Origin of the sequence: Polynucleobacter difficilis, from assembly GCF_003065365.1 — a bacterium.
In the GTDB taxonomy this organism is placed as follows: domain Bacteria; phylum Pseudomonadota; class Gammaproteobacteria; order Burkholderiales; family Burkholderiaceae; genus Polynucleobacter; species Polynucleobacter difficilis.
In genome coordinates this window covers 1,697,275-1,722,384 of record NZ_CP023276.1, presented here as the reverse complement: position 1 = coordinate 1,722,384, position 25,110 = coordinate 1,697,275, and the positions used below count along the sequence as shown (strand labels likewise).

The 25,110-nt window shown below is 50.8% G+C and carries 25 protein-coding genes; 11 read left to right on the top strand and 14 right to left on the bottom strand.

Annotated features, from left to right (window positions below):
• Positions 1-193 precede the first annotated feature (193 nt).
• The gene (locus AOC34_RS08705; protein WP_108469691.1) at positions 194-484 is read left to right on the top strand and encodes a co-chaperone GroES; all 291 of its coding nucleotides are present in this window, start codon (positions 194-196) and stop codon (positions 482-484) included.
• A gap of 27 nt (positions 485-511) precedes the next feature.
• Positions 512-2,164 (top strand): chaperonin GroEL, encoded by a 1,653-nt coding sequence (gene groL, locus AOC34_RS08700; protein ID WP_108469690.1) that lies wholly within the window; start codon positions 512-514, stop codon positions 2,162-2,164.
• Between the two features lie 74 nt (positions 2,165-2,238).
• Here groL and AOC34_RS08695 read toward each other — a convergent pair whose 3' ends face one another.
• The 3 genes from AOC34_RS08695 to AOC34_RS08685 are packed head-to-tail and all read right to left on the bottom strand — an operon-like array spanning position 2,239 to position 4,554.
• A complete protein-coding gene (locus AOC34_RS08695; protein ID WP_108469689.1) occupies positions 2,239-3,588 on the bottom strand; it encodes a sensor histidine kinase in 1,350 nt (449 codons plus the stop codon).
• Positions 3,575-4,237, bottom strand: coding sequence for a response regulator transcription factor (locus AOC34_RS08690; RefSeq protein ID WP_108469688.1), 663 nt, complete (start codon positions 4,235-4,237; stop codon positions 3,575-3,577). Before AOC34_RS08690 ends, AOC34_RS08695 begins: the two co-directional genes overlap by 14 nt.
• 5 nt (positions 4,238-4,242) lie before the next feature.
• The gene (locus tag AOC34_RS08685; protein WP_108469687.1) at positions 4,243-4,554 is read right to left on the bottom strand and encodes a PepSY domain-containing protein; all 312 of its coding nucleotides are present in this window, start codon (positions 4,552-4,554) and stop codon (positions 4,243-4,245) included.
• An 84-nt stretch (positions 4,555-4,638) separates the two neighbouring features.
• Here AOC34_RS08685 and AOC34_RS08680 point away from each other — a divergent pair, with 84 nt between their 5' ends.
• The 3 genes from AOC34_RS08680 to AOC34_RS08670 are packed head-to-tail and all read left to right on the top strand — an operon-like array spanning position 4,639 to position 6,097.
• On the top strand, positions 4,639-5,058 hold the full coding sequence (locus AOC34_RS08680) for a DUF1924 domain-containing protein (protein WP_108469686.1): 420 nt from the start codon (positions 4,639-4,641) through the stop codon (positions 5,056-5,058).
• Positions 5,059-5,066: 8 nt separating this feature from the next.
• Positions 5,067-5,549, top strand: a complete 483-nt coding sequence (locus AOC34_RS08675; protein WP_108469685.1) for a diheme cytochrome c — start codon at positions 5,067-5,069, stop codon at positions 5,547-5,549.
• A gap of 5 nt (positions 5,550-5,554) precedes the next feature.
• A complete protein-coding gene (locus tag AOC34_RS08670) occupies positions 5,555-6,097 on the top strand; it encodes a cytochrome b/b6 domain-containing protein (RefSeq protein WP_108469684.1) in 543 nt (180 codons plus the stop codon).
• A gap of 88 nt (positions 6,098-6,185) precedes the next feature.
• On the opposite strand, the gene AOC34_RS08665 is transcribed toward AOC34_RS08670, so the two are convergent.
• The 4 genes from AOC34_RS08665 to AOC34_RS08650 form a co-directional block, all read right to left on the bottom strand.
• Positions 6,186-7,151 carry a Bug family tripartite tricarboxylate transporter substrate binding protein gene (locus AOC34_RS08665; protein WP_108469683.1) on the bottom strand — a complete coding sequence of 322 codons (966 nt, stop codon included), beginning with the start codon at positions 7,149-7,151 and terminating at the stop codon, positions 6,186-6,188.
• Between the two features lie 87 nt (positions 7,152-7,238).
• Positions 7,239-8,606, bottom strand: a complete 1,368-nt coding sequence (locus tag AOC34_RS08660; RefSeq protein ID WP_108469682.1) for an NAD(P)(+) transhydrogenase (Re/Si-specific) subunit beta — start codon at positions 8,604-8,606, stop codon at positions 7,239-7,241.
• Between the two features lie 12 nt (positions 8,607-8,618).
• On the bottom strand, positions 8,619-8,957 hold the full coding sequence (locus tag AOC34_RS08655) for a proton-translocating transhydrogenase family protein (protein ID WP_108470139.1): 339 nt from the start codon (positions 8,955-8,957) through the stop codon (positions 8,619-8,621).
• Positions 8,958-8,974: 17 nt separating this feature from the next.
• The gene (locus tag AOC34_RS08650) at positions 8,975-10,111 is read right to left on the bottom strand and encodes a Re/Si-specific NAD(P)(+) transhydrogenase subunit alpha (RefSeq protein ID WP_108469681.1); all 1,137 of its coding nucleotides are present in this window, start codon (positions 10,109-10,111) and stop codon (positions 8,975-8,977) included.
• Between the two features lie 171 nt (positions 10,112-10,282).
• On the opposite strand from AOC34_RS08650, the gene mnmA reads away from it, so the two are divergent.
• Positions 10,283-11,398, top strand: a complete 1,116-nt coding sequence (mnmA, locus tag AOC34_RS08645; RefSeq protein WP_108469680.1) for a tRNA 2-thiouridine(34) synthase MnmA — start codon at positions 10,283-10,285, stop codon at positions 11,396-11,398.
• A 17-nt stretch (positions 11,399-11,415) separates the two neighbouring features.
• Here mnmA and AOC34_RS08640 read toward each other — a convergent pair whose 3' ends face one another.
• Positions 11,416-12,030, bottom strand: a complete 615-nt coding sequence (locus AOC34_RS08640; protein ID WP_108469679.1) for a glutathione S-transferase — start codon at positions 12,028-12,030, stop codon at positions 11,416-11,418.
• 87 nt (positions 12,031-12,117) lie between these two features.
• Between AOC34_RS08640 and purB the strand changes: the two genes are divergently transcribed.
• Together purB and AOC34_RS08630 are read left to right on the top strand one after the other, a co-directional pair.
• Positions 12,118-13,497: an adenylosuccinate lyase gene (purB, locus tag AOC34_RS08635; RefSeq protein ID WP_108470138.1), complete on the top strand. Its 1,380-nt coding sequence runs from the start codon at positions 12,118-12,120 to the stop codon at positions 13,495-13,497.
• Positions 13,498-13,520: 23 nt separating this feature from the next.
• Complete coding sequence (locus tag AOC34_RS08630) at positions 13,521-14,894, top strand: 3-deoxy-D-manno-octulosonic acid transferase (protein ID WP_108470137.1); 1,374 nt, start codon at positions 13,521-13,523, stop codon at positions 14,892-14,894.
• Here the strand turns inward: AOC34_RS08630 and secF are convergent.
• The 5 genes from secF to queA all read right to left on the bottom strand — a co-directional run bounded on the left by secF (position 14,891) and on the right by queA (position 20,358).
• Positions 14,891-15,865, bottom strand: a complete 975-nt coding sequence (secF, locus tag AOC34_RS08625) for a protein translocase subunit SecF (protein ID WP_108469678.1) — start codon at positions 15,863-15,865, stop codon at positions 14,891-14,893. The two genes, AOC34_RS08630 and secF, sit on opposite strands and share 4 nt — an antisense overlap.
• A gap of 3 nt (positions 15,866-15,868) precedes the next feature.
• Positions 15,869-17,728 (bottom strand): protein translocase subunit SecD, encoded by a 1,860-nt coding sequence (gene secD, locus AOC34_RS08620; protein WP_108469677.1) that lies wholly within the window; start codon positions 17,726-17,728, stop codon positions 15,869-15,871.
• Between the two features lie 33 nt (positions 17,729-17,761).
• Complete coding sequence (gene yajC, locus AOC34_RS08615) at positions 17,762-18,085, bottom strand: preprotein translocase subunit YajC (protein ID WP_108470136.1); 324 nt, start codon at positions 18,083-18,085, stop codon at positions 17,762-17,764.
• Positions 18,086-18,171: 86 nt separating this feature from the next.
• The gene (gene tgt / locus AOC34_RS08610) at positions 18,172-19,329 is read right to left on the bottom strand and encodes a tRNA guanosine(34) transglycosylase Tgt (protein WP_108469676.1); all 1,158 of its coding nucleotides are present in this window, start codon (positions 19,327-19,329) and stop codon (positions 18,172-18,174) included.
• A 9-nt stretch (positions 19,330-19,338) separates the two neighbouring features.
• Entirely contained in the window at positions 19,339-20,358 is a 1,020-nt protein-coding gene (gene queA, locus AOC34_RS08605) for a tRNA preQ1(34) S-adenosylmethionine ribosyltransferase-isomerase QueA (RefSeq protein WP_108469675.1), read from the bottom strand.
• 30 nt (positions 20,359-20,388) lie between these two features.
• Between queA and recG the strand changes: the two genes are divergently transcribed.
• The 3 genes from recG to ubiA are packed head-to-tail and all read left to right on the top strand — an operon-like array spanning position 20,389 to position 24,255.
• Positions 20,389-22,464 carry an ATP-dependent DNA helicase RecG gene (gene recG, locus AOC34_RS08600; protein ID WP_108470135.1) on the top strand — a complete coding sequence of 692 codons (2,076 nt, stop codon included), beginning with the start codon at positions 20,389-20,391 and terminating at the stop codon, positions 22,462-22,464.
• A 10-nt stretch (positions 22,465-22,474) separates the two neighbouring features.
• On the top strand, positions 22,475-23,401 hold the full coding sequence (locus AOC34_RS08595; protein WP_108469674.1) for a LysR substrate-binding domain-containing protein: 927 nt from the start codon (positions 22,475-22,477) through the stop codon (positions 23,399-23,401).
• Entirely contained in the window at positions 23,401-24,255 is an 855-nt protein-coding gene (ubiA, locus tag AOC34_RS08590; RefSeq protein WP_108469673.1) for a 4-hydroxybenzoate octaprenyltransferase, read from the top strand. Before AOC34_RS08595 ends, ubiA begins: the two co-directional genes overlap by 1 nt.
• On the opposite strand, the gene proC is transcribed toward ubiA, so the two are convergent.
• On the bottom strand, positions 24,244-25,107 hold the full coding sequence (gene proC / locus AOC34_RS08585; RefSeq protein ID WP_108469672.1) for a pyrroline-5-carboxylate reductase: 864 nt from the start codon (positions 25,105-25,107) through the stop codon (positions 24,244-24,246). The two genes, ubiA and proC, sit on opposite strands and share 12 nt — an antisense overlap.
• Positions 25,108-25,110: the final 3 nt, after the last annotated feature.

Sequence of the window (25,110 nt, the reverse complement as noted above, 5' to 3'; positions counted from 1 at the left end):
CTACAACAGGGATTTATTGGGCCGCCCCCTTGAAATGAGGAGGAATAGACCTATATAATCAGCACTCACTGCAATCGAGTGCTAAAACGACCTTGACTAAGTCAAAATCGTTTTAACTTGAGGTGTAGAGATTATAACCCGACGATTTATATCGATTTTTATGTAGTTAATACTCACTAACTTAGGAGAAGGAATGAATCTACGTCCTTTACATGATCGTGTGATCATCAAGCGTATGGATCAAGAAACCAAGACTGCCTCAGGAATCGTTATTCCCGATGCAGCAGCCGAGAAGCCAGATCAGGGCGAAGTATTAGCCGTAGGTCCAGGCAAGCGCGATGACAGCGGCAAATTAAATGCCCCTGATGTCAAGGTAGGCGACCGTGTGTTGTTTGGTAAATATGCCGGACAAACCGTCAAAGTGGGTGCAGATGAACTTCTCGTTATGCGCGAAGAAGACATCATGGCCGTTGTTCAGAAGTAATTGAGAACATAAGAGAGGAATTCAATCATGGCAGCAAAAGACGTTGTATTTGGCGATAACGCCCGTACCAAGATGGTGGAGGGTGTCAACATCCTCGCCAACGCAGTAAAAGTTACCCTCGGACCAAAAGGCCGTAATGTCGTTATGGAGCGTTCGTTCGGCGGACCTACCATCACCAAAGACGGTGTGAGCGTAGCAAAAGAAATCGAACTCAAAGACAAGCTCCAAAACATGGGCGCGCAGATGGTGAAGGAAGTTGCTTCCAAAACCGCTGATATCGCTGGTGATGGCACAACCACTGCAACCGTACTCGCACAATCCATCGTGCGCGAAGGTATGAAGTATGTTGTTGCTGGCCACAATCCAATGGATTTGAAGCGCGGTATTGATAAGGCAGTAACGGCAGCCTTAGAAGAGCTCAAAAAAATCAGCAAGCCATGCACCACTACCAAAGAAATCGCCCAAGTTGGTTCGATCTCTGCAAACAGCGATGTGAGCATTGGTCAGCGCATTGCTGAGGCGATGGAAAAAGTGGGTAAAGAAGGCGTGATTACCGTTGAAGATGGCAAGTCACTCGAAGACGAACTCGAAGTAGTTGAAGGTATGCAGTTTGATCGCGGTTACCTCTCGCCTTACTTCATCAATCAGCCAGAGAAGCAAGTTGCTGTATTGGAAAGCCCATACATCCTCTTGTTTGATAAGAAGATCAGCAACATTCGTGATCTCTTGCCAGTACTTGAGCAAGTTGCCAAATCGGGTCGTCCATTGATGATCGTAGCGGAAGACGTCGAAGGCGAAGCCTTGGCTACTTTGGTTGTGAACAACATCCGCGGCATTATTAAGACCTGTGCTGTGAAGGCCCCTGGTTTCGGTGATCGCCGTAAAGCCATGCTCGAAGACATCGCCATTTTGACTGGCGGTCAAGTGATTGCCGAAGAAATTGGCTTAACCCTTGAGAAAACAACCCTCGAGCATTTGGGTCAAGCCAAGCGCGTTGAGATTGGTAAAGAAAACACCATCATCATCGACGGTGCTGGCGATGCCAAAGCCATTGAAGCCCGCGTGAAGAACATTCGCGTTCAAATCGACGAGGCAACCAGCGACTACGATCGTGAAAAATTGCAAGAGCGCGTTGCCAAGTTGGCAGGCGGTGTTGCGGTGATTCGTGTTGGCGCTGCGACTGAAGTCGAAATGAAGGAGAAAAAAGCACGTGTTGATGACGCTCTGCACGCAACTCGTGCAGCAGTGGAAGAAGGCATTGTTCCTGGCGGCGGCGTAGCACTCATTCGTGCTAAGCAAGGCATCATGGGCCTCAAAGGCGATAACCCAGATCAAGATGCTGGTATCAGCATTGTTCTGCGTGCCATGGAAGAGCCATTGCGTATCATCGTTTCCAACGCAGGCGACGAAGCCAGTGTGGTTGTGAATGCGGTAATGGCTAGCAAGGGCAATAACGGCTATAACGCAGCCACTAGCGAGTACGGCGATTTGGTAGCTCAGGGTGTTATCGATCCTACCAAGGTAACTAAAACTGCATTAGTGAATGCAGCTTCGGTTGCAGCATTGCTCCTCACAACCGACTGCGCAATCTGCGAGTCTGCAAAAGAAGACAGCGCAGGCGGCATGCCCGATATGAGTGGTATGGGCGGCGGCATGGGTGGTATGGGCGGTATGATGTAATGATCTAGCCTCGCTAGAACAAAAAAGGGCAGCCTAGCTGCCCTTTTTCTTTGGTGGTTATTGCTACAAACGAATTAATCAGATCGTGGTAACTGTAATGCGACTTCGAGACCGCCTAGATGTGATTGATTCATCTGCATTTTTCCTCCGTAGATAGCGATGAGCTCATCGACGATCGCTAAACCAAGCCCAGTACCAGGAGTAAATTCATCGAGCCGCACGCCACGACGAACAACATTGGCATAGTCATCAGGAGTGATCCCCGGGCCGTCATCCTCAATAGCGATCGTGACCCAGCCCTTTTCTTTGGAGATCGAAATTAACACCTGTGTACTTGCCCATTTGCAGGCGTTATCAATCACATTACCTAGGATTTCATGTAAATCACGCTCATCCCCGTTAAATTGAACGGCGGACTCAGATGCATCAATAGTCATCGTCAACGATTTATCTGCATAGATCTTTTCCATCACCCGCACAATCGATTGAATTGCTCCAACAACCGGAGTTTTTAGCGTGATATTACGGCTGCGCGTGATGGTTTTTGCCCGTGCAAGGCTCCAGTCAACCTGTTCTTTAGCAAGTCTAGTTTGCTCAAGAACGAGCTGACGAAAATCGGCATCATGAATTGTTTTGCTCGCGATGGCATTGGTAATGACCGCTAGAGGAGTTTTGATTGCGTGTGCGAGGTTGCCCGCCTGAATTTGTGCTTTGCTAACCAACTGCTTGTTTTGTTCCAAGACTGAATTAAAGTCATCTACCAGCGGACTAAATTCGTTAGGATATTGCCCTTCGATGCAGGTAGTATCCCCAGTGCGTAAACGAAGCATGGCTTTTTTTAGTTTACTTAGCGGCGATAGCCCAATCGTAATTTGCAATACCACAATACTTAGTAACGCAGCAGCCAAGATCGTGAGATACCACTGTATTTGCGATTGAAATTGGCGTATTGATTGATCTAGCGCTGCTGTATCTTCCGCAACGGTGAGTAAAAAAGGGATTGGAATGAGGCCATCTAGTTCAATTGCTTGTGATCGGGCCATTAGATGTTGGCCTTTACTGGTATTGATGCCATAAAAAGAGGCTTTATCGGGCGAATGAACTTGCAGTGTTGTATCCCATAGCGAACGAGACCGAATGATTTTTCCATCGGGTAAATTGGCCTGCCAATACAGTCCCGAAAGGGGGCTGGACCAGCGAGGCTCATTTGCTGGAGCCTTAAAAATAAGTTCGCCGGTCTTGGGGTCTTGCCCAGCAAGACTGGCAACCTGGAGAAAGCGGGATTGCAGTGCAGATTGAAATTGCCGAGTAGCATGCTCTTCAAAAAGTGTGCCAATGAGAGAGCTAGCGAATGCTAGGGCGATTGCAATGCCTACTAAGGAGGCAATTGCAATCCGAAAGCGAATCGAATTAAAGATCATCATTTAGGCGATAACCTAAGCCTCTAATGGTTTCAATCAGGCCCTCGGGTATTTTCTTGCGCAGGCGGGCAATGAAAACCTCAATGGTGTTGGAATCAGGATCCTCGTTGTATGCATAAATATGCTCACCTAGCGTTGCACGATCAATCACTTCGTTCGGATGATGCATTAGGTATTCAAGCAACTTAAATTCATGGGCAGTTAAGGGAATCGGATTGCCATCCAAAGACACCTTACTACTACGGGTATCTAAAAGGAGCCCTTTAATCGACAGGACAGGGGATGAGTGCCCCGCCGTTCGCCGAATCACACTCCGTATGCGGGCTAAGAGCTCTTCCATGTGAAATGGTTTAGTCAGGTAATCATCTGCGCCCGCATCGATACCAGATACCTTTTCACTCCAGTTGTCCCGTGCGGTCAGAATAATAACGGGTAGTTTTTTTCTGGCAAGACGCCAGCCCTTTAAAACGGATATTCCGTCAAGTTTAGGAAGGCCTAGGTCTAAGATGGCAACATCAAAGGCTTCCTCTTTGCCCATATGGAGGCCGTCCTCGCCGTTGTTGGCGATATCCACCGCATAGCCTTGCTCCTCTAAAGCCATACGCAATTGTGCGCAGAGGGTAGGCTCATCTTCGACGATTAATATGCGCATTCGAATTACTGACTGCTATTTTTTGATTTTTGCTTAATGACGACGCCGGTCTTGGCATCCACCTCAAGCTTGGTGAGAACGCCGCTGGCGGAAAGTTGCTTGATTTCATAAACCCAAGTGTTTTTCTTGCGCTCCAGCTCAACCTCAAGGACTTGACCTGGGTAGTCTTTAGCCATTTTTTGAAGAATATGTTGCAGAGGCATCACTTCCCCTTGCTCCACTGCTTTACGGGCGCGATCTTGATCGCTATCTGCATAAGCCAAATGGGGTTGGGTGATGAGAAATGCAAGCAGTACGAATCGAAAAATGAAGGTCATTCCTCATTGTAGGTGGTGAATTCTGAACGGCAGATGAATGGAGCCTTCAGATTCCGTAAACCCCGTTTATTTAATACTGATTGTATGAACTCAAACACATACAGCATTCATGCTAAATCGGCTCTATTCATGCTCTTGGTCTTTACAGCAATAGCACCAGCAATTGCAGCAGAAACAACGCCCAGTAAACAACTGCAGTATTGGGCCGATAAAGCCGGTAGTCAAGCCAATAGCGATAGGGGGAAGATATTTTTTAATTCCACCCACGGCAAAGAGTGGTCCTGTTCATCGTGCCATGGTAACCCACCCACATCCCCAGGAAAGCATGCTAGTACCAGTAAGGCAATTGATCCTCTCGCACCATCTGCAAATCCAGATGCGCTTACCGACTCTGCCAGAACGGATAAATGGTTTCGCCGTAATTGCAACGACGTCCTTGGGCGGGAATGCCTACCCCAAGAAAAGGCGGACGTCTTGTCTTACCTCATCAGCATTAAAAAGTAGGAGTGATTATGAAAGATTTTATTTCGATGCTGGTGCTAACTGCGTTGACGTACGTGGCAGTAGGAGCCGCCTCTCAATTGGCAATGGCGGATAGTGCAAATAGGATACCCGTTGAGCGTTTGCCGAGCTATCAAGCCGAGTGTGCGAGTTGCCATCTGGCGTATCCACCGGGATTTTTGCCGGCACAATCCTGGTCCTCTATTATGAGCGGCCTTAGCAAGCATTACGGAACCGATGCCTCTGTTGAGCCTAAGGATGCGGCGGAGATTTTAGCTTGGCTTAAGCGCTATGCAGGAAGTTATAAGCGTGTTAAAGAGGCGCCTCCAGAAAATCGAATCACCCAGTCCTATTGGTTTCAAAAGAAGCACCGCAAGATTGGGGTTGAAGATTTTGCTAAGCCCTCTGTGAAGAGTGCAGCCAATTGCAATGCATGCCATCGTCATGCCGAGCAAGGTAATTTTGACGATGACGATGTGCAGATTCCAAGGTAAAAATAATGGGTATTTCAACTGCGTTCAGCAAGTCGGTGAAAAATACGCTGCATTTGATTGGGGCCGTATCATTCATTATGGCCTACATCACTGCAGACAGTGAGTCATTTCGTCTGGTGCATGTGTATTGTGGATATGGCTTCGGGATCATTTTTCTGTTGCGTTTGTGCTGGGGCGCAATTGCGGGTGGAGCTAGTTCGCTCGGCGCCCTATGGCGAAGGGCAAGTATGGTCAAGGGAATTCAAGCGGACATGAAGGCACTCGAGATACAACGCCTCTGGAACTGGAATCGGTGGTACGGCGCTTTCATGGGTGTATTTATTTTGGTGATGTATGTGTTAACGCCTTTGTTAGTGCTTACCGGGATTGGGGGCTATGAAGAATGGGGCGGCAAGTGGCTACGAGCAATCTTTGAGGGCTCTCATGAGACTCTGGGCGAAATGTACCTATTCATTATCTTTGTACATTTAGCGCTCGTAGGGGTGCGATACGCTCGTACGCGGCTACTGGAGTCTCGCGCTGCAGTCAGTGACCCTGCTGTTAATTGAATCGGCGTGCATCGGCCCATTCGGCCAGGCCAACAAAAAGCCACTTGAAGGTGGCTTTATCTCCGATTGAATATCTGAAGTAGTGACTTTAATTAGGCTCAATCCCACCCTCTTTAATGACTCGCTTCATGCGCACCAATCCTTGCGCTGTAACTTCTTTGAGGTTTTCAGATCCAATTGGACTGATTTCAAATCCTTGCTGTGTCAGTTGCTCGCGCAATTTAGGGTCCTTTAGTGCGGCAGCAAGGGAATCGTTGATCTTGCTCACCACAGCGCTTGACGTACCTTTTGGCGCAACAATGGCACCCCATGTTGAGAATTCATAGCCGCGAACACTCTCATCGATGGTTGGGGTATTCGGAAGCAAAGAGGACCGCTTTTTGCTGGCAACACCTAACACCTTAAGCTTGCCAGACTTAATGTGGGGCAATACCACCGATAAGGCGCTAATCATCACCGGAACTTGGCCGGCCATGACATCCGTTACCGCAGCGGCAGCGCCGCGATATGGAATGTGCACCAAGGGAGCTCCAGTTAGCTGGCGAAACATTTCCATGCCGATATGCTGGGGTGATCCATTTCCGCCCGAGGCATAGTCAATTTTTCCAGGATTGGCTTTTGCAATTCGTACCAGATCAGCCGCTGTGTTCGCCGAAAAAGATGGGTTGGCAACCATGACAAAGGTGATCGATGCAATTTGGGAGATGGGTACAAAACTGGTGATGGGGTCATACTCCACTTTTGGGTATAAATTGGGCACCATGGTCAAAATACTGTCATTAAAAGCACCTAAAACATAGCCTTCAGACGGCGATTGTGCAACTTTGGTGGCCCCAATCAGACCGGCCCCACCTGGAATGTTTTCAATCACAATCGCTTGGTTTAAGTTTTCGCCCATACGTTGAACAATGGGGCGCATCAATATATCAACCCCACTTCCAGCCTGTAGGGGCATGATCATTTGAATGCTGCGATTCGGATACGTTTGCTGGGCAAAGACAGTGGCCGAACAAAAAAGACCAATAAGACAAAACAATGTTGGAAATTTTTTCACGATGAGTTCTCTCTGTGTGTAATTACATCGGATACTAAAAAGGAAAAAGCCACTCGAAAGTGGCTTATCCCAAGCTTATGCATTCAATTAATCAACCGCTTTGACCATGTCTTCGATGACCTTCTTCGCATCACCGAAGACCATCATGGTTTTATCCATATAGAAGAGTTCGTTATCTAAGCCGGCGTAACCAGCAGCCATCGAACGCTTGTTGACAATGATAGTTTTGGCTTTAAACGCTTCCAGAATCGGCATGCCAAAGATTGGGCTACCAAGTGTACGCGCTGCTGGGTTAACCACGTCATTGGCGCCTAGAACCAGAACCACATCAGCCTGACCGAAGTCGCTGTTGATGTCTTCCATTTCAAATACTTGGTCGTAGGGTACTTCGGCTTCCGCTAGCAAGACGTTCATGTGACCAGGCATCCGTCCGGCAACTGGGTGGATCGCATACTTCACCGTTACGCCATGGTGAGTCAACTTCTCGGTTAACTCTTTGAGTGCATGCTGCGCGCGCGCAACCGCCAAACCGTAGCCCGGAACAATGATCACGGTATCGGCATTGGTCATCAAGAATGCCGCATCTTCAGCTGAGCCCGATTTGTAGTTCTTTGGGGCGCCATCATCGTCACCGCCGGCGGCTGCCTCAGCGCCAAAGCCGCCAAGCAACACTGCGATGATTGAACGGTTCATCGCCTTACACATGATGTAAGACAGAATTGCACCTGAAGAGCCAACGCAGGCGCCAGCAATGATCAAAACGGGGTTGTTGAGCGTAAAGCCAATGCCCGCTGCTGCCCAGCCCGAGTAGCTATTGAGCATCGACACCACCACTGGCATATCGGCACCACCAATCGGGATGATCAAGGTCACGCCGAGTACCAAGGCAACTGCGCACATGGCCAGGAAGGCCGCATGACTATCCGTTAAGAAATACACCACTCCAGCCGCAACCATCAGTATGGCAAGAATCAGGTTCAGCATGTGCTGGCCTGAGAAAGTCACTGGCTTGCCGCTGACTTTGCCGGACAGCTTACCGAAAGCAATGATCGAGGCAGTAAAGGTAATCGCACCGATGAAAGCGCCGATGAAGAGCTCGATCTTCTGCGCGCCCGAGTGATCTTGTGCGGGATTGATTACTGCTGCAATTGCGATCAGTACCGCGGATAGACCAACGAAGGAGTGCATTAAAGCAACCAGCTCAGGCATCTTGGTCATTTGCACGCGTTTAGCGGCAATCGAACCGATGATCGCGCCAGCAACAATGGCAACGCCAATCAGCCAGTAGACCGGCTTAAATGTTGGAATCAAGAATGTGGTGATGACGGCGAGCAGCATGCCGATCATTCCATACACGTTACCTTGACGGGAGGTGGTCGGTGACGATAAGCCCCGCAGTGCGAGGATAAAAAGTACCGAAGAAATGAGATAAGAAATCGCTGTGATATTAGACATGGTGTGGTTCTCTTACTTTGTGCCAGCGGCTTCGTTTTTAGGAGCCTTCTTTTTAAACATTTCGAGCATGCGCCGAGTGACCATAAAGCCACCAAAAATGTTTATCGAGGCGAGGAAGACGGCCAGTGCGCCAATCAAGCTGGTGAGGGTAATTTCATCGCCATTGATTACTTCGGTTTGCAGCAAAGCGCCGACGATGATAATTCCAGAAATCGCATTGGTCACCGCCATTAAGGGCGTATGCAATGCGGGTGTAACGTTCCAAACCACGTGGTAGCCCACAAAAATGGCCAGCACAAACACCGTAATGTTTTGGACCGTAAGAATACTTTGAATTGCAGCTGCATCCATGATCATTCCTTCAATAATTAATTGGTACGGACAGCTTGGCCATCACGACACATGAGGCAGGCTGCAACAATGTCATCATCGGCAGCAGCAGGAATGGCCAGCTGCGCTTCTTTATTAATGATGAGCTTCATAAAGTCCAGTACGTTGCGCGCGTAGAGTGCCGACGCATCTGCTGCAACCATGCTGGGTAAATTCGTATGGCCAACAATCTTCACACCATTCGCATCGACAATTTGATCGGCGCGAGTAAGGGGGCAATTGCCAGAGCCATTTTCACCACGGCCTGCAGCCAAATCGATCACGACTGAACCCGGCTTCATCTTGGCTACGGTCTCGCTGTGCAATAAGACAGGTGGCTTGCGTCCTGGAATTAAGGCGGTCGCAATCACAATATCCGCTTGCATGGCGCGCTCAGCAACCAAGGCAGCTTGGCGTTTCATCCAAGACTCGGGCATGGGGCGTGCATAGCCACCAACACCTTTAGCGATCTCGCGCTCTTCATCGGTCTCGTAAGGCACATCCACAAACTTCGCGCCAAGCGATTCGATTTGTTCTTTTGCGGCAGGACGCACATCGGACGCCTCAATCACAGCGCCTAGGCGCTTGGCTGTCGCAATGGCTTGCAGACCTGCAACGCCAGCACCCAAAATGAGTATGCGCGCTGCCTTAACCGTACCTGCTGCGGTCATCAGCATAGGCATAAAGCGCTGATATTCGTTGGCGGCAAGCATGACGGCTTTGTAGCCTGCGATGTTGGCCTGAGAAGACAGCACATCCATGCTCTGGGCGCGGGTAGTACGTGGCGCTGCCTCGAGGGCAAAGGCGGTAATGCCTTGGCTGGCCATCGCTGCAATCGCCTCGTTATCAAATGGATCGAGCATGCCAATCAGCACGGTTCCGGATTTGATTTGCTTGAGTTCGTCGGCCTGTGGGCTACGAACCTTGAGCACCATCTCCGCCGCAAAAGCGTCGGCAGCGCTACCAATGGTGGCGCCAACGGCTTCATAGGCTGAATCTGGGACGCTGGCACCGTTACCGGCACCGGATTGAATAATGAATTGATGACCTTGGCTGATCAGCTTTTTGACCGTCTCCGGTGTGGCTGCAACCCGAGTTTCCCCCGGTCTGGTTTCTAGTGGCACTCCAATGCGCATGGCATGTCTCCGAAAGCAAATAATTTAGAAAAGCGGTATTAGTTAAAGTAGCTTGGCCTTGTGAGCGCACTTACCCATTGCGTTCGTAATTTCTTTTAATTGGTGTGTATCCAACGTAAGACTTTTACAATGGGGAACCGGTAACTTAAGTGTAATTCTCTCATTTTTTTGATGCTCGACCTTCAATCTTCCGCAATTCCGCTGTCTCAGCCCTCAAAAGTCGTGGTGGGGATGTCTGGGGGCGTGGATTCGTCCGTAACGGCTTGGCTTTTAAAACAGCAAGGCTTTGAAGTTATTGGACTTTTTATGAAAAACTGGGAGGACGACGACAATAGCGAGTATTGCTCCAGCCGCCAAGATTGGCTCGATGTAGTCTCGGTTGCCGACCTGATTGGGATTGACGTAGAGGCGGTGAACTTTGCTGCAGAGTACCGGGAGCGTGTTTTTGCTGAATTTTTACGCGAATACAGCGCCGGCCGCACCCCCAATCCCGATGTCTTGTGCAATGCCGAAATCAAATTTAAAGCGTTTTTGGACCACGCCATGGCCTTGGGCGCAGACGCCATCGCCACTGGGCACTACGCCCGTGCAAGGCACGCCGTGGAGGGTGTACAGCTTCTAAAGGGGCTCGATGCCAGCAAGGATCAAAGTTATTTTTTACATCGCCTGAGTCAGCAGCAGCTGGCAAAGGTGATGTTTCCACTCGGCGAAATGGCCAAGACCGAAGTACGCAAGTTGGCTGACCAAATTGGTTTACCAAACGCACGTAAAAAAGACTCGACTGGCATTTGCTTTATTGGCGAGCGGCCGTTTCGGGAATTTTTAAATCGCTACCTGCCGACTACTCCAGGCCCGATTAAAACCCCGGATGGCAAGACCGTGGGTGAGCACATGGGCTTGGCATTTTTTACCCTCGGCCAGCGCAAAGGGATTGGGGTTGGTGGTAGCCAAGATGGCAATGGGGATGCTTGGTACGTTGCGCGCAAAGATATGGCGAGCAATACCCTGTATATCGCTCAGGGCCACGCACATCCTTGGCTGAGCAGCCAGCATTTAAATGCAATCGATGCGAGTTGGATTAGTGGTGCAATGCCATTGGCAGGCGCTTATGGAGCCAAAACACGCTATCGCCAAGCGGATGCTAATTGCACCTTGGAGATGGCATCTGCTGGGTTCGCGCTGCAATTTGCGGATTCCCAGTGGGCGATTACGCCCGGTCAATCTGCTGTGGTGTACGACGGTGATATTTGCTTGGGCGGCGGGATTATTTCTGCGAGCCCAGAATAGCCCCAAGCCGCTAAGTATTACGCTGCGGGTGGGACCGTGTCTTTAAAAGACTGCCGCTGCATGAGTCCTTGGTAGAAAGCCGCTAGGTTGGGATGGGGCGTGCGCCAGTCCAGCGATGGAAAGCGAAAATCCAGGTAACCCAAGGCGCAGCCCACCGCAATATCAGCAAGACTAAATTGATTGTGGTGGCAGTAATTGGATTCGCCTAGGCCAATCGACATAGTTTTCAGGGCTGCATCGATTTTGCTCATTTGGCGCTCAATCCAAGCAGGGCTTTGCTGCTCTGCTGGTCGCCAGGTTGCTTCTAGTCTGGCCAAAATACCGGCATCCAAGATCCCATCTGCCAATGCTTCCCAGGTTTTAACCGCGGCACGCTCACGACCATCGGCCGGAATTAACTTACCAACGGGGCTCAAGGTATCGACGTATTCCACGATTACCCGTGAATCAAAAATAGCACTGCCATCGTCCGTCACTAGGCAGGGAATCTTCCCCAGAGGGTTATGTTGCCCAATGGTGGTTTCGGGAACCCAGACGTTTTCAGGCACAAAATCGGCCTCAATCTTCTTTTCGGCTAGGACAATCCGTACTTTGCGGGCGTAAGGGCTGGTAAGTGATCCAATTATTTTCATAGCGGTGGAGTATAGCTCCGTGGCGGGGATGACTCAATAACGCTTTAAAATAGGACTTTATTGATTACCTCCACTAAAGGCAGCGCCGTGAGCCAACCGATTAGCACTTTAAACGCCTTATCTCCACTGGATGGGCGCTACGCCAGCAAGCTCGATGCATTGCGACCCTGGTTGTCCGAGTCTGCATTCATGAAGCAACGCGTCTTTGTAGAGATTCATTGGCTTTTAGCTCTTGGGTCTGGGGGTCTTGCTGATGTGCCCGCCATCTCTAAAGCCGATGCCGATTTTTTGTTGTCCTTAGCCAATGCCTTTACTGATGCCGATGCGCAGCGCATTAAAGAAATCGAAGCCGTAACCAATCATGACGTGAAAGCGGTCGAATATTTCTTAAAAGAAAAAGTATCGGGCCGTCCTGACTTGCTTAAGGCCAGCGAGTTCATTCACTTTGCCTGCACTTCCGAGGATATCAACAATACGGCGCATGGCTTGATGCTGCGCGGTGCGCGCGATACCGTATTGCTGCCCCAGTTGCGCAAAATCCACGACGCCTTAACAGAATTGGCGCTAGCCAATGCTGCGGTGCCGATGCTCTCGCGCACACACGGCCAGCCCGCATCGCCTACTACCTTGGGCAAAGAGATTGCCAATATTGCCAAACGATTGGAGCGCGCGATTGCTGCAATCGCAGCGGTACCTTTACTCGGCAAAATGAATGGTGCGGTCGGTAACTACAATGCACACCTTTCGGCTTACCCCGATTTTGATTGGGAGAAGTTTGCACGCGAAGTCGTGGAGCAGCGCTTAGGCTTGCAATTTAATCCGTATACGATTCAGATTGAGCCACACGATGGCATGGCTGAATTGTTTGACGCGATTGCGCGCGCCAACACCATCTTGCTCGACATGGACCGCGACTTTTGGGCCTACATTTCTTTGGGCTACTTTAAGCAGCGTACCAAGGCCGGTGAAATTGGTTCGTCCACCATGCCGCATAAAGTCAATCCAATTGATTTTGAAAACTCCGAAGGTAATCTGGGTGTTGCTAATGCGCTCTTGCGCCACCTCGCTGAAAAGTTACCGCTCTCACGCTGGCAGCGTGACTTAACCGACTCCACCGTATTGCGTAATCTGGGCCCTGCATTTGGACACAGTGTTTTGGCCTACGACAGCGCCATGCGCGGCATTGGCAAGCTCGAGCTCAATGTGGCGGCAATTGCAGCCGATCTCGATGCCTGCTGGGAAGTCTTGGCGGAGCCAGTGCAAACGGTGATGCGCCGTTACGGCATTGAAAATCCCTACGAGCAATTAAAAGAATTAACCCGTGGCAAAGGGATTAATCAAGCAGATCTTCAGGTCTTCATTCGGGGCTTGGCGATTCCGGAAGATGCAAAAGCCCGCTTACTGGAAATGACGCCATCCAGTTATTTGGGTAAAGCAGTCGAGTTGACACAGCGCCTCAAAAAGTGACGCCAGCTAGCCCAGAGCCTGCATTGCCGCAGTCAACGGTCAATCGCCCTTGGCTCTGGTTTGCCTGCTATCAACTGGGGTGGCATCTTCTCTTGCCAGTCGTACTACTGCGGCTGTGGTGGCGAGGCCGTAAGGACCCAGGCTACCGCCAAGCGATTGCGGAGCGTTTCGGTTTTAGCCAAGGCATTCAGCCTGGAGCTATTTGGGTACATGCCGTATCGGTAGGCGAAACCAGAGCAGCGCAGCCTCTCATTGAAGCCTATTTACAAGAGGGTAAATCCATTGTGCTGACGTGCATGACGCCCAATGGGCGGCGCACTGGTGCAGCCATTTTTGCTGATGCCATAGCGCAGGGCCGTTTGCAGCAAGTGTATTTGCCTTATGACCTCTGCTGGTCGGTAGAGCGGTTTTTAAAAGCAGCGAAGCCCACGCTGGGTTTATTTATGGAAACCGAAGCATGGCCAACGATTGTGTTTCGCGCTGCCGAAATAAATTTACCGGTCTATTTAATCAATGCCCGCTTATCTGAGCGCAGTGCGCGCCGCGTTGCTCGCTTTGGCAATGCAGGCCGTTCTTTGTTTCAGGCATTCGCCGGTATTTTGGCGCAGACCGAACTCGATGCAGGGCGTTATCGGGCGCTTGGCGTGAAGCATTGTGAGGTCGTCGGTAATCTAAAGTTTGATGTGGTGCTAGACCCCGTATTGGTTAAGCAGGGCCTCGCATGGCACGCGCATCTAGAAAAAAACCATCGCCTCATGGTTTGCGCTGCCAGCACCCGCGAAGGCGAAGAAGCAATCATTCTGGAGGCATGGCAAGCTGTACTTCAAATGCATGCTGAAGAATCAGTATCGGCATCAGGATCGGCATCAACGGCACAGCCCTTGCTGTGCATCGTGCCACGCCACCCCGAGCGCTTTACTGAAGTGGCTGAGCTCTTTCGTGCTTACGGGCTGATGGTATTGCGCCGCTCTGAAATTAATTTAGACGCCGTGGATTTGCAAAATACGATTGATCTGAAAACGGCAGTGGTGCTCGGCGATTCAATGGGCGAGATGCCTTTGTATTACAGCGCATCCGATCTCGTGGTGATGGGCGGAAGTTTGCTGCCATTCGGTGGCCAAAACCTGATTGAAGCGTGTGCTGCGGGCTGCCCTGTACTGCTTGGGGAGCATACCTTTAACTTTCAGCAGGCAAGCCAAGATGCAATTGATTATGGTGCAGCTATGCGGGTTGGGAACAATGGATCATTGGCAACGACATTGGCCGGCACGATAATTCGAATTTTGCAAGATCAGCAGCAGCGCAAAGCAATGCGGGAGGCGGCTCTGCGGTATGCCGCACATTATCAGGGCGCGACCACCAGAATCATGGCCGCACTCAAAGGACGAACTACTTAAACCGTAGCGCCGTAGTTGGGATCGTCTTTGCGCGTTGGATCGTCTGGCTTTTTATCGTTCTTGATTAAGTCTTCACGCTTAATTCCAAGCCACATCGCAATCGCAGCCGCCACGAATACTGACGAGTAAATACCAAACAAAATGCCGATGGTGAGAGCTAGCGCAAAGTAAAAGAGGGTAGGTCCGCCGAACAACAGCATCGCGAGCACCATCATTTGCGTACTGCCGTGCGTGATGACGGTACGGCTAATGGTGCTGGTAATCGCGTTATCAATTACCTCAGGGGTGGTCATCTTTCGGTACTTGCGGAAGTTCTCACGGATCCGGTCAAAAATAACCACCGACTCGTTTACCGAATAGCCTAAGACAGCCAGAACTGCGGCAAGAACCGAGAGTGAGAACTCCCATTGGAAGAAGGCAAAAAAGCCGAGGATGATGACCACATCGTGCAAGTTAGCAATAATGCCGGCAATGGCAAATTTCCACTCAAAGCGGAACGACAGGTAAATCATGATGCCAATCACCACGAAGGTAAGGGCCTTAAGGCCATCGATTGCTAACTCTTTACCGACCTGAGGGCCCACAAATTCAACCCGTTGCAACTTGGCCTCTGTGCCATCCTCGACCAACGCTTTCATCACAACCAAGCTTTGATCTGCAGAGGAAATGTTTTTCCCCTCCGCATCCTTTTGCAAAGGAAGGCGAATAATGATGTCTCGCGAACTACCAAAGTTCTGGATCTGGGTATCGGTGTAGCCAAGCTTCTCTACCTTTTTACGAATCGAATCGAGCGGCGCGGTTTGTTGATAGCTCACCTCCATGACCGTACCACCGGTGAATTCGATCGAGAGATGTAAGCCGTTTTGCCAGAGGAAAAAGACTGCAGCTAAGAAAGAGACAAATGAGAATGCATTGAGAATCAATGCATGGCGCATGAAGGGGATGTCTTTGCGGATGCGGAAAAATTCCATGGCTTATTTCTCCTTCGCGACCCAAACCTGGCCAATTGAAATTTTCTGTAACTTCTTTTTTCTGCCGTACCAAAGATTGACAATGCCGCGCGAGAAAAAGACTGCCGAGAACATCGAGGTCAAAATACCCAAGCAATGGACCACCGCAAACCCCTTGATGGGGCCGGAGCCGAAAGCTAACAATGCCAAGCCAGCAATCAAGGTGGTGATATTGGAGTCCAAAATAGTTGCCCAGGCCTTATCAAAGCCAATTGCAATCGCAGTGCTGGGGGCAACGCCATTGCGTAACTCTTCCCGAATACGCTCGTTGATCAGCACGTTTGAGTCAATTGCCATACCCAGTGCCAAGGCCATCGCTGCAATACCAGGTAGGCTTAAGGTCGCCTGCAGCATCGATAGAAGCGAAATCAGCAGCACAATGTTGACTGCCAGGGCAGTGACCGAGAAAAAGCCAAATAGCATGTAGTAAGCAATCATGAAGACAGCGATTGCAATAAAGCCAAAGATCAGCGAAGTAAAGCCTTTTTCAATGTTCTCAGCGCCTAGGCTTGGGCCAATGGTGCGCTCTTCAATGATTTCCATTGGGGCTGCCAGTGAGCCTGCGCGCAATAGCAGGGCAAGGTCGTTGGCACTCTCGGTGGTAGGCTGGCCCGTAATCTGAAACTTGGAACCAAACTCACTTTGAATGGTGGCAATGGTAAGTACTTCGCCTTTACCTTTTTCAAACAAAATCATGCCCATGGGTTTGCCAATATTTTCACGGGTGACTTCCTGCATTACCCTACCACCGGCCGCATCCAGAGAAATATTGACCGAGGGGCGTTGATTTTGATCAAAGCCTGCGCTCGCATCGGTAATGCGCTCACCACTAAAAATAATCGACTTCTTAAATACGCCCAGTCGGCCTTCGCCAAAACGGAATACGTCCATGCCAGGAGGAACGGGATCACCAACCGCAATGGTGGATACCAGCGGGTCAGCGAGGCGGGATTCGAGGGTAGCAGTGCGGCCAATGATATCTTTGGCGCGAGCAGTGTCTTGTACGCCCGGCAATTGCACGATGATGCGATCAGCACCTTGTTGCTGAATGACTGGCTCTTTTACGGCCAGTTCATTCACGCGCTTATTGAGGGTGGTAATGTTTTGCTTTACCGCGTTGTCTTGTACTTCTTTAAGCGAGGCTGGCTTGAACTGGCCAAGGAGACGAGCACCACTGGCTTGCGCACTCAGTTGCCAAATCAGGTCGGTTTGTGAGGCGGTGAGCAGTGCCTTAGCTTTTTCTGCTTCCTCGGCGCTACCAAACTGAATGGTGACGGATTCATTGCCGCGTTCAATGCCTTGGTGGCGAATGTTCTTTTCACGCAATTGACTGCGAATATCACCCGCAATGGCCAGCACTTTTTTCTGTACCGCGCCTTGCATGTCCACTTGCAGCAGGAAGTACACGCCACCGCGCAGATCAAGACCCAGGGGCATTGGCATCGCATTAATCGAGCTGAGCCAATGGGGTGTGTTGGAGAGTAGATTTAAAGCAACTGTAAAGCTGGGATCATTTGGATCGGAATTTAGTTTTTGTTGCAACAAATCCTTGGCGCGCAACTGAATGTCGGTGCTATCAAAGCGAACCTTCACTGACCCGACGTTGCCGGTGCGCTCAAAAAACATTCCGGTACTTGGAATCGAGGCATCGGCTAATATTTTTTCAACACGCGCTTGCGTTGCTAGCTCAACCTTGACGGTTGGCTTGGCGGCCGAGACCTGAACCGCTGGAGCCTCTCCAAAAATATTCGGTAAGGAGTAGAGCGCGCCAATGAGGAGCGCAACACCAATTACAAGGTACTTCCAGAGTGGGTAACGGTTCATAGTGTCTCGATGACGCGAATGCTAAAAATGAGATTAAGCAGCTTTGAGGGTGCCTTTAGGCAAAACCATGGTGACCGCCCCCTTTTGCATGATCACTTCGGTGCCCGCTGCAATTTCAACGATCACGTTTTGATCTCGTATTGCATTGACTTTGCCAAGAATTCCGCCGATGGTAATGACTTCATCGCCAACTGCCAATGCTTCGAGCATGAGGCGCGTTTCTTTTTGACGCTTCATTTGTGGGCGAATCATGATGAAGTACAGCACCACAAACATCAACAGGATGGGCAAGAAACCCATTAGGCCGCCGCTATCTGAGCCAGCACCAGTTTGAGCAAATGCATTACTAATCCACATATTCAAAGCCTCCATAAAGAACCCTAATTAAAAAGCCAGAAAGATCGGCTAAGGTGCAATTCTAAACCGCTTAGGGGATTTGAAGCCTAATCCTGGCCTGGCTCGACGCCGCGTTGCCGATCGGCATAAAACTGCTCGCGGTAGGCGCTAAAGCGGTCCTTTGCCAGGGCTTCCCGGATTTCAGTCATTAGCCCTATGTAGTAGGACAAATTGTGGATCGTATTGAGCTGCGCCCCCAGAATTTCATTGGCTTTTTGCAGGTGATTGAGATAAGACCGGGTAAAGCGCTGGCAGGTATAGCAGGAGCAGGTCGGGTCTACTGGGCGATCATCGTCTTTATAGCCACTGTTGCGCAGCTTCAAATCGCCAAAGCGGGTAAATAGCCAGCCATTGCGGGCATTTCGGGTGGGCATCACGCAATCGAACATGTCGATGCCATTGCTAACCCCGAGCATCAGATCTTCAGGGGTGCCAACACCCATCAAATAGTGAGGGGCTTTTTCTGGAAGCTTGGGGGCAGTAAACGCCAAAATTCGTTCAAACTCAGGCTTAGGCTCTCCTACCGAGAGGCCGCCAATCGCAATGCCATCAAATCCCTGCTGACTTACTTCGGCTAAGGAGGCTTCACGCAAGGATTCAAACATCCCGCCCTGCACAATGCCAAAGAGCCCATTACCCGTTTCAAGCTCCCGAAAGCGCTTGAGTGAACGGGCGCCCCAGCGGAGCGATAGCTCAAGGGATTGCCGCGCTGCTTTTTCAGTGGTGGCTTGACCATGCGTCTCATAGGGAGTGCACTCATCGAATTGCATGGCAATGTCACTATTGAGCACTGCTTGGATCTCCATCGAGACTTCGGGAGACATGAACAATTTATCGCCATTAATGGGTGAGGCAAAGGTCACGCCATCTTCTGAAATCTTGCGCAGTGCGCCCAGGCTAAATACCTGAAAGCCACCCGAATCAGTCAAGATGGGTTTATCCCACGCCATAAAGCGATGCAGTCCACCGTGTTTCGCAATGACATCCAGTCCAGGCCGCAGCCATAAATGAAAGGTGTTGCCCAAAATAATTTGCGCTTTGGCTTCCTCAAGATCGCGCGGGGTCATGGCCTTGACCGTACCGTAGGTCCCGACCGGCATAAAGATGGGTGTTTGCACACTGCCGTGGGGCAGATCAAGCCTGCCGAGTCGTGCCAAGCTTTGCGAATCGCGCTTGATTAACTCAAATTGAATGGGTGAAGTCATTAGCCTAGTTTAAGCGGAACGATTCAGGTACATGGCATCACCATAACTGAAAAAGCGATAGCGCTCCGTAATCGCGTGCCGATAGGCCTCCCGAATAGTATCCATACCGGCAAAGGCGCTAACTAACATCAGCAAAGTGGACTTGGGTAGGTGGAAGTTGGTAACCAAGGCATCGACCACTTTAAATTGAAAGCCCGGAGTGATAAATAAATTGGTATCCCCCGTTAGCGCTTGATTCAGGGCATAGCTCTCCAGTGTGCGCAAACTGGTGGTGCCAACGGCAATCACGCGTCCGCCCTTTTGTTTGGTTTGTTCAATCGCTTCAATGGTTTTTTCAGGGATGCTGTACCACTCATAATGCATTTGGTGCTGACTTAAATCTTCGGAGTGAACGGGAGTGAAGGTGCCTGCGCCAACGTGTAAGGTAATGGTCGCTCGTTCCACTCCATTCTTAGCCAGCTGCCCCAAAACCAAATCATCAAAGTGCAGGCCTGCAGTAGGCGCTGCTACTGCGCCGGGGTTACTTGCCAAAACAGTTTGGTAGCGCTCGGCATCGTCGCGATCCGCTTGGTGCTCAATGTAGTGCGGTAGGGGTAGTTCACCAAAGCGATCAAGCAATTCCAATACGCTTTTCTGAAAAGCGATTTCATAAAAGCGATCCTTACGCTCTAGGATCTCGACATCGATTTGTTCGCCGAGCTTATTCTGAATGTGTATTCGGCTACCGACTTTGGGCGTCTTTGAGGCTCTAATTTGCACCCAGGCTCGATTTTCACCAGTGATGCGCTCAATCAAGAGCTCAACTTGCCCCCCGGTTTCTTTCTGACCATATAGCCTTGCTGGGATTACCTTCGTATCATTGAAGATGAATAAATCGCTAGGCTTGGCAATTTGGCTGATATCGACAAATGTACGGTCATGCAAGCCGTTGGCGGCCACCTCCAACAAGCGGCTGTCGGAGCGATTGGCGAGGGGGTGCTGAGCAATTAGCTCGGGCGGAAGGTCGTAATTGAAGTCGGAGAGTTGCATAGCATTACCATCGAAGTTGGAATTCTAACCATGACGAAACCCCGACCACCAAATGCACTCGAAAAAATGGGCTTAAATAGTCCCATTGCGCTCGCATTGCACCTTCCAAGCCGCTACGAGGATGAGACTGCGCTTTACACCATCGAAGACGCATTAATTAAAGGGTCATTTAGCGCAGTACAAACCCAAGGGAGGGTGATACGTAGTCAGGTGCTGTTTCGGCCACGGCGGCAGTTGGTAATCACCATTGAGGATGACACCGCTCTGCTCCAGTTGCGCTTTCTCAATTTTTACCCAAGCCAGCAAAAGCAAATGGCGGTGGGCGCTCATGTGCGCGTTCGTGGAGAGGTGCGCGATGGGTATTCGGGACCTGAGATGGTTCACCCCACCGTCAAAGCAGTTGCGCCCGATGCGCCACTACCAGCGAGCCTGACCCCGGTCTACCCCGCCAGTGAGGGCGTGACCCAAACGGTGATTCGTAAGGCGGTGCAGCAGGCATTGCGATCGGCTGACATTAAGCAATTTCTAGCCGAGCTGATTCCCGCGCCGGTGACTGCTGATCTCTTGCCGCAGGGCGAATGGATGCCTTTGCATGATGCTATTCACTATCTACATAATCCGCCAGCAGATGCGGATACCGCTGCATTAATGGAGCGAACCCACCCAGCATGGCGACGGGTGCAGTTTGAAGAGTTATTGGCACAGCAGCTCTCGCTAAAGCAGGCTCATGCCCTGCGCCGTCAGCGTAATGCGCCGCGTCTGCACGGAGATCCACCAACTCAAGGGCAGCAATCGATTGAGCAAGGGCTATTGGCAGCACTGCCATTCGAATTAACGGGAGCGCAAAAGCGGGTGTGGGCACAAATTGAGTCGGACCTCAGCCGCGCATTTCCGATGAACCGCTTATTGCAAGGGGATGTGGGTAGCGGCAAGACCATAGTTGCCGCACTGGCTGCAGCGAGGGCGATCGACCATGGTTATCAGGCTGCGGTCATGGCCCCCACTGAAATTTTGGCCGAACAGCACTTCATCAAAATGCAAGAATGGTTTGGGCCGCTTGGGGTCGAGATCGTCTGGCTATCGGGTAGTTTAAAAGCCAAAGAAAAAAAAGCTGCGCATGCGGCGATTGAGAGTGGTGCTGCGCAGCTAATTATTGGTACCCACGCTTTGATTCAGGAAAGTGTTTCGTTTGCGAAGTTAGGCCTTGCGGTGATTGATGAGCAACACCGCTTTGGGGTCCGTCAACGCTTAGAGATATCGCAGCGCATCGGCTCTGAATTGTTCTACTGCCATCAGCTGATGATGTCCGCAACCCCAATCCCCCGCACTTTAGCAATGACCTACTATGCCGACCTGGATGTGGCTGTAGTGGATGAGCTGCCACCAGGACGCAAGCCCATTACGACCAAGGTGGTGAAGCACAGCCGGCGGGATGAAGTCATCAATGGCCTGCAGGACTGGTTGAGTAAAGGCTTGCAAGCCTACTGGGTTTGCCCCCTAATTGAAGAGTCGGATGCCTTGCAACTGCAAACCGCAGTGGAGAGTTATGCGCAGTTAGAGCAGCACCTGCCCCAATTTAAAATAGGTCTCGTCCATGGGCGATTAAAGGCGGAGGAGAAGGCTGCTGTGATGGCAGCATTCAAGGCCAATCAAATTCAATTGCTGGTGGCGACTACCGTGATTGAAGTGGGGGTAGATGTGCCCAATGCGGCCCTCATGGTGATTGAGCATGCGGAGCGATTTGGTTATGCCCAAATTCATCAATTGCGCGGCCGAGTAGGGCGCGGCACAGCCGACTCGGTCTGCATATTGATGTATGCAGAACCCCTTTCGGCCGCCGCTAAGGAGCGTCTACAAACCCTGCGTGAAGTATCCGATGGCTTTGTAATTGCCGAGCGGGATTTATCACTGCGCGGCCCGGGTGAACTCTTGGGCGCAAAGCAATCGGGCGATACCATGCTCCGTTTTGTAGACCTGCAACGCGATGCCTGGCTGATCGATTTAGCCCAGCAGGCAGCAGAGCGCCTTTTGGCCAATCACCCTGCGGTGGTGGATCAACAACTGGAACGGTGGCTCGGATCGCGCGCCGATTTTCTAAAAGCCTGATAATTGAGCCATGACATTAACTGAACTTCGCTACATTGTTGCGGTTGCCCGGGAGCGCCATTTTGGGCGCGCCGCCGAGGCTTGCCATGTTTCGCAGCCCACCTTATCGGTTGCCATTAAAAAACTTGAAGAGGAATTGGGCGCGCAGATTTTTGAGCGAACCAGTGCCGAGGTTGCAATGACGGCCTTGGGGATATTGATTGTGGAGCAAGCGCAGCGTGTTTTAGAAGAGGCCAATGCGTTGAAGCACCTGGCAAAGCATGGTCAAGATCCTTTGTCGGGTCCTTTGCGTCTGGGCGCAATTTATACGGTTGCCCCTTACTTGTTGCCGAGTTTAGTTAGGGTAGCGCGTGAGTCCATGCCCAATGCCCCCCTCTTTTTGGAAGAAAACTTTACGGTTCGTTTATTAGAGATGCTGCGTCAAGGCGCGCTCGACTGCGCTATTTTGGCCGACCCATTTCCGATGGCCGGCCTTGAGGTTGCCGAGTTGTACGACGAGCCGTTTTATGTGGCCGTACCAAAGGACCACCCGTGGACTGAGCGCCAATTAATTGGCCATGATGAATTAAAAGAACAAAATACCTTGCTCTTGGGCGCGGGACATTGCTTCCGGGATCATGTGATTGGCGTATGCCCAGAACTCAATCGCTTTGGGCCGGGCCCGACGATTGGTGAGCAGCGCAGTTTTGAGGGCTCCTCACTGGAAACGATTCGGCAAATGGTTGCAGGCGGTATTGGTATTACCGTTTTGCCACGTACGTCGATTCCAGATCCCAAAACACGCGAAGGTTTAATTCGCTATATCCCATTTGAAGAGCCCATGCCGACCCGTCGCGTGAGTTTAGTGTGGCGTAAAAGTTATCCGCGTGCAGCGGCGATGGTCGAGCTCGCTAAAACAATCCGGCGTTGTGATTTGCCTGGAGTGAGGCTGGTCTGATTTTGCAGCGCCTGCATGCATACGCCCGCTTAATTCGGCTCGACAAGCCGATTGGTACGCTGCTGTTACTGTGGCCCACTTATTGGGCTTTGTGGCTATCCAATGAGGGAATGCCGCCCTTCGATTTATTGATTATTTTTACGCTCGGCACTTTTTTGATGCGCAGCGCAGGTTGTGCCATGAATGACTATGCTGATCGGGATTTTGATCGCCATGTCGAGCGCACTAAAAATCGCCCCATCACCAGCGGTCAAATCAGCGGTAAGGAAGCGGTGTTGATTGCTGCCATCCTTGCCCTCTTGTCCTTTGGGCTCATTTGGCCACTGAATTTACTCACAAAACAGTTGTCAGTTTTTGCAATTGTGATCGCAGTTGTATATCCGTTTACCAAGCGCTTCTTTGCGATGCCGCAAGCCGTATTGGGTGTGGCTTTTGGATTTGGAATTCCGATGGCCTATGCCGCAAGCCTGAATCAAGTGCCACTCGAGGCATGGATTTTATTTGCCGGCAATCTTTTCTGGACGATCGCCTACGATACGGCGTATGCCATGGTGGATCGTGACGACGATCTGCGATTAGGCCTATGTACTTCCGCCATTACCTTTGGGCGTTTTGAGGTGATTGCTATTGCAGTTTGTTATGGATTGCTATTGATCAGTCTTTTGTGCGTTGCCTACCTGGCTCAACTCAATGACTTGTTCTGGTTTGGCTGGGTTGGGGCGCTCATCTGCGCGATTTACCATGTATCGCTGGTGCGAACCCGGCAACGGGATGCTTGCTTTAGGGCATTTCGCCAAAACAATTGGCTAGGCGCCTTTTTATTTTTAGGGATCGTACTGGGATTATTGGGCTAGCTCATCGCCCATGGCTTTGCCGCGCTGGGCAGCAGCAGCAAGGGCTGCTTCTAAAATACCTTGCCAATCTTCTTCTTTGAGAACAGCTAAAGCTGCGGCAGTTGTACCCCCTTTGGAGGTCACTTTTTCCCGCAAGCTGCCTGCAGACTCGTCTGAATTAACAGCAAGCTGCGCAGCGCCTTGCAAGGTAGCGTAAGCGAGGGCTCTGGCGCTTGCTGAATCAAGGCCTAGTTTTTCTCCGCCATTTTGCAGCGCCTCTAAAAATGCAAACACATAGGCGGGGCCACTGCCCGACAGCGCAGTAACCGCATCAATCAAATTCTCATGGCTTACCCAAACGCTTTGCCCCACTGCGTTGCACAGTGCCGCCGCCTTAGAGCGGGCTTGCGCATCAACGCTAACATCTGCACACAAGCCGGTAATGCCCATGCCAATGAGGGCAGGGGTATTTGGCATTGCGCGGACACAGCGCGAATGACCTAACCAGCTTGTCATGCTGCTAAGCCGAATACCGGCCGCAATGCTGATGATGAGTAAGCGATCAGAAGCGATGGTTTTTAAGTGGGGCGCTAGGGATAGAGCTACTTGCTTAAAGTCTTGGGGTTTCACGGCCATAACCACGACGTGCTCGAGCTTCGAATCGAATTGCAATTGGTCGATCGAATTGACGATGGCTAGTGAAAAATCAGCCTTCAGCTTTTCGGCAGTAGCGGTAAATGGCTCTACTACCGAGATTTGTTTGGCAGAGAGGCCGCTGGCTAACAAACCACCAATCAGGGCTCGACCCATATTGCCGCCGCCAATAAAGGAGATGTGCGTCTGCGCTAAAGGGGAGAGAGTGGAATCGGTCATAAG

What these genes read in the sequence shown, in the direction of transcription:
- AOC34_RS08705 (WP_108469691.1), top strand. Translation starts at nt 194, where the DNA reads ATGAATCTACGTCCTTTACATGATCGTGTGATCATCAAGCGTATGGAT.
- groL (WP_108469690.1), top strand. Translation starts at nt 512, where the DNA reads ATGGCAGCAAAAGACGTTGTATTTGGCGATAACGCCCGTACCAAGATG.
- AOC34_RS08695 (WP_108469689.1), bottom strand. Translation starts at nt 3,588, where the DNA reads ATGATGATCTTTAATTCGATTCGCTTTCGGATTGCAATTGCCTCCTTA.
- AOC34_RS08690 (WP_108469688.1), bottom strand. Translation starts at nt 4,237, where the DNA reads ATGCGCATATTAATCGTCGAAGATGAGCCTACCCTCTGCGCACAATTG.
- AOC34_RS08685 (WP_108469687.1), bottom strand. Translation starts at nt 4,554, where the DNA reads ATGACCTTCATTTTTCGATTCGTACTGCTTGCATTTCTCATCACCCAA.
- AOC34_RS08680 (WP_108469686.1), top strand. Translation starts at nt 4,639, where the DNA reads ATGAACTCAAACACATACAGCATTCATGCTAAATCGGCTCTATTCATG.
- AOC34_RS08675 (WP_108469685.1), top strand. Translation starts at nt 5,067, where the DNA reads ATGAAAGATTTTATTTCGATGCTGGTGCTAACTGCGTTGACGTACGTG.
- AOC34_RS08670 (WP_108469684.1), top strand. Translation starts at nt 5,555, where the DNA reads ATGGGTATTTCAACTGCGTTCAGCAAGTCGGTGAAAAATACGCTGCAT.
- AOC34_RS08660 (WP_108469682.1), bottom strand. Translation starts at nt 8,606, where the DNA reads ATGTCTAATATCACAGCGATTTCTTATCTCATTTCTTCGGTACTTTTT.
- AOC34_RS08655 (WP_108470139.1), bottom strand. Translation starts at nt 8,957, where the DNA reads ATGGATGCAGCTGCAATTCAAAGTATTCTTACGGTCCAAAACATTACG.
- AOC34_RS08650 (WP_108469681.1), bottom strand. Translation starts at nt 10,111, where the DNA reads ATGCGCATTGGAGTGCCACTAGAAACCAGACCGGGGGAAACTCGGGTT.
- mnmA (WP_108469680.1), top strand. Translation starts at nt 10,283, where the DNA reads ATGCTCGACCTTCAATCTTCCGCAATTCCGCTGTCTCAGCCCTCAAAA.
- AOC34_RS08640 (WP_108469679.1), bottom strand. Translation starts at nt 12,030, where the DNA reads ATGAAAATAATTGGATCACTTACCAGCCCTTACGCCCGCAAAGTACGG.
- secF (WP_108469678.1), bottom strand. Translation starts at nt 15,865, where the DNA reads ATGGAATTTTTCCGCATCCGCAAAGACATCCCCTTCATGCGCCATGCA.
- secD (WP_108469677.1), bottom strand. Translation starts at nt 17,728, where the DNA reads ATGAACCGTTACCCACTCTGGAAGTACCTTGTAATTGGTGTTGCGCTC.
- yajC (WP_108470136.1), bottom strand. Translation starts at nt 18,085, where the DNA reads ATGTGGATTAGTAATGCATTTGCTCAAACTGGTGCTGGCTCAGATAGC.
- tgt (WP_108469676.1), bottom strand. Translation starts at nt 19,329, where the DNA reads ATGACTTCACCCATTCAATTTGAGTTAATCAAGCGCGATTCGCAAAGC.
- queA (WP_108469675.1), bottom strand. Translation starts at nt 20,358, where the DNA reads ATGCAACTCTCCGACTTCAATTACGACCTTCCGCCCGAGCTAATTGCT.
- recG (WP_108470135.1), top strand. Translation starts at nt 20,389, where the DNA reads ATGACGAAACCCCGACCACCAAATGCACTCGAAAAAATGGGCTTAAAT.
- AOC34_RS08595 (WP_108469674.1), top strand. Translation starts at nt 22,475, where the DNA reads ATGACATTAACTGAACTTCGCTACATTGTTGCGGTTGCCCGGGAGCGC.
- proC (WP_108469672.1), bottom strand. Translation starts at nt 25,107, where the DNA reads ATGACCGATTCCACTCTCTCCCCTTTAGCGCAGACGCACATCTCCTTT.